Source organism: Priestia sp. P5_B4, from assembly GCF_056400385.1.
Genome location: NZ_JBFULJ010000529.1, coordinates 1 through 2639 on the forward strand (window position 1 = coordinate 1; position 2639 = coordinate 2639).

Sequence of the window (2639 nt, forward strand, 5' to 3'; positions counted from 1 at the left end):
CCATTATTGTCTCAACAAACTAGGAATGAATGAATAAAAACATAAATAAAGGAGGCTAATCATGAAACTGATTATGGTGATTTTACAGATTTTATTACTAACGGCTCTGTTTTTAATAGGAGAAAGTATTTCACAATGGTTTGACCTCCCAGTGCCAGGTAGTATCATCGGATTTTTCTTACTGTTTTTCTTACTGTACTTTAAAGTAATTAAATTAAGCTGGGTTGAACAAGGTGGAACACTGTTAGTGGGAGAACTATTACTATTTTTCATACCAGCCGTCGTTGGACTCATCAATTATGGAGATGTATTGATGCATTTTGGAATCCAGATTGTGATTATTATCACAATCAGTACGATTATTGTGATGTCTATAACGGGAATCATTGCAGAACATATTTCAAGAAGAAAGGAAGGTTCGCTAAAATGACATTACTCACATGGATTGCTCTTCCGCTTACACTGCTCGTTTATGTCGGTACAAAAGTGCTCTATAAAAAATATAAGTCTATGCTAGTTTCCCCTATTTTACTAGCCCCCATTCTTTTAATTGGCATCTTATTAGTGACGAATGGCTCTTATGATCATTATAAGCAAGGTGCCAGTGCTATTAGCTTTATGCTTGGACCAGCAACCGTTGCTTTTGCTGTTCCTATGTTTAAGTATTTTGATTTACTCAAAAAACACCGTGTTGAAATCAGCTTAAGCGTAGGGCTCGGCACGTTTGCTGCCATGATATCTTCCATGCTGTTAGCATTAGTGTTTCATTTACAATCAACGCTGGTTCATAGCTTGATTCCAAGATCGGTTACGATTCCTATTGCTGTTAATGTATCTCAGACGCTAGGAGGAGATCCGAATATTACCATTATGTTTGTGATTATAACCGGTGTAGTAGGATGTATGGTCGCTCCAAAACTGATTAAGCTCCTCGCACTGCACTCTTCTCTAGCAAGAGGTCTTCTTTTAGGAGTAGCTTCTCATGGGACAGGTACAGCAAGAGCTTTTGAATTTGGAAAAATTGAAGGTACTTTTTCTAGCCTTGGCATGATCGTAGCAGCACTTCTTACAATGTTGTTTGCGAATATGCTTCTGCCTACTATTTTCGCTTAAAAGATAAAAAAGGTGTGATCATATATGATCACACCTTTTTATTATCCAATATGAAAAGTTGATTTTACGAACTCAATAACTTCTTCCGTAGAAGACATTGATAGAATTGTATCTAAATGAGGTTCGATATCAGCTTTTGATAATTGACGGATTTGAGAACGAGCTTTCAGAATAGATGTTGCACTCATTGAGAATTCATCTAAGCCTAAACCTAAAAGAATTGGAATTGCAATCTCATCTCCTGCCATCTCTCCACACATGCCTACCCACTTACCTTCTTTGTGAGCCGCTTTGATTACCATATTCACTAAGCGAAGAATCGCTGGGTTATACGGTTGATATAAATAAGACACGCGCTCATTCATGCGGTCAGCAGCAAGCGTGTATTGAATTAAATCATTTGTTCCGATAGAGAAGAAATCTACTTCTTTAGCAAATAAATCTGCGATTACCGCTGAGGAAGGAATCTCTACCATCATCCCTACTTCGATGTCTTCCGAAACTTGTACGCCTTCTTGTTGAAGTTTAGCTTTTTCTTCTAAAAGAATAGCTTTTGCTTGACGGAACTCATCAACAGTAGCAATCATAGGAAACATAATTTTCAGATTACCGTATACGCTTGCACGTAGAAGCGCACGAAGCTGTGTACGGAACATGTCTTGCATCTCTAGACATAAGCGAATGGCACGGAATCCTAAGAATGGGTTCATTTCTTTTGGTAGATTTAAATAAGGAAGCTCTTTGTCTCCACCAATATCAAGAGTACGAACAACCACTGGTTTGCCTTCCATACGTTCAAGAACTGTTTTATAAGAAGTAAACTGCTCTTCTTCCGTCGGAAGATCTTCGCGGCCCATATATAAGAATTCTGTACGATAAAGGCCAACGCCTTCGCCGCCGTTTTCTAATACGCCTTTTACATCTTCTGGTGTACCAATGTTAGCCGCAAGTTCAACGTGATGATCATCAGCTGAAACCGTTTTTTCATTTACAAGCTTAGCCCACTCAGCTTTTTGTTCTGCATACTCAGCGGCTTTTTTCTCGTAAGCTTTTACCGTTTCTTCGCTTGKATCAACGATAACTTCGCCATCTAAACCATCAACAATTACTAATACGCCGTTTTGAATGTCTTCCATAACTGTTTTTGTACCTACAACAGCTGGGATCTCCATGGAACGCGCCATAATTGCTGAGTGAGAAGTACGTCCRCCAATATCTGTTGTAAATCCTTTTACGAACTTACGATTTAACTGTGCTGTATCAGACGGCGTTAAATCTTCTGCGATAATGACAACTTCTTCTGAGATTAAACTTGGATTTGAAACGTTTACACCTAAAAGATGAGCTAATACACGTTTTGTTACATCACGGATATCAGCAGCACGTTCTTTCATATATTCGTTGTCCATTGACTCAAACATATTAATGAACATTGCCGCTACTTCATCAAGTGCATGTTCAGCGTTTACATTTTCATTTGTAATTTTATCTTTAATTGGATTAATAAGTTCAGGATCGCTTAGAAC

Annotated in this window: 3 protein-coding genes; 2 read left to right on the top strand and 1 reads right to left on the bottom strand. The window is 38.3% G+C overall.

Annotated elements, in window-relative coordinates; all coding sequences use genetic code 11:
* Positions 1-61 precede the first annotated feature (61 nt).
* Positions 62-430, top strand: a complete 369-nt coding sequence (locus AC1DRF_RS22460) for a CidA/LrgA family holin-like protein (RefSeq protein ID WP_013082263.1) — start codon at positions 62-64, stop codon at positions 428-430.
* A complete protein-coding gene (locus tag AC1DRF_RS22465) occupies positions 427-1113 on the top strand; it encodes an LrgB family protein (RefSeq protein WP_013056013.1) in 687 nt (228 codons plus the stop codon). The genes AC1DRF_RS22460 and AC1DRF_RS22465 overlap by 4 nt, the downstream gene beginning before the upstream one ends.
* A gap of 41 nt (positions 1114-1154) precedes the next feature.
* Here the strand turns inward: AC1DRF_RS22465 and ptsP are convergent.
* Positions 1155-2639, bottom strand: a 1485-nt coding sequence (gene ptsP / locus AC1DRF_RS22470; RefSeq protein ID WP_477741730.1) for a phosphoenolpyruvate--protein phosphotransferase, incomplete at its 5' end; no start/stop codon positions are given.

Bases quoted from the DNA above. Each gene is read 5' to 3' on its own strand.
- AC1DRF_RS22460 (WP_013082263.1), top strand. From the start codon at position 62: ATGAAACTGATTATGGTGATTTTACAGATTTTATTACTAACGGCTCTG.
- AC1DRF_RS22465 (WP_013056013.1), top strand. From the start codon at position 427: ATGACATTACTCACATGGATTGCTCTTCCGCTTACACTGCTCGTTTAT.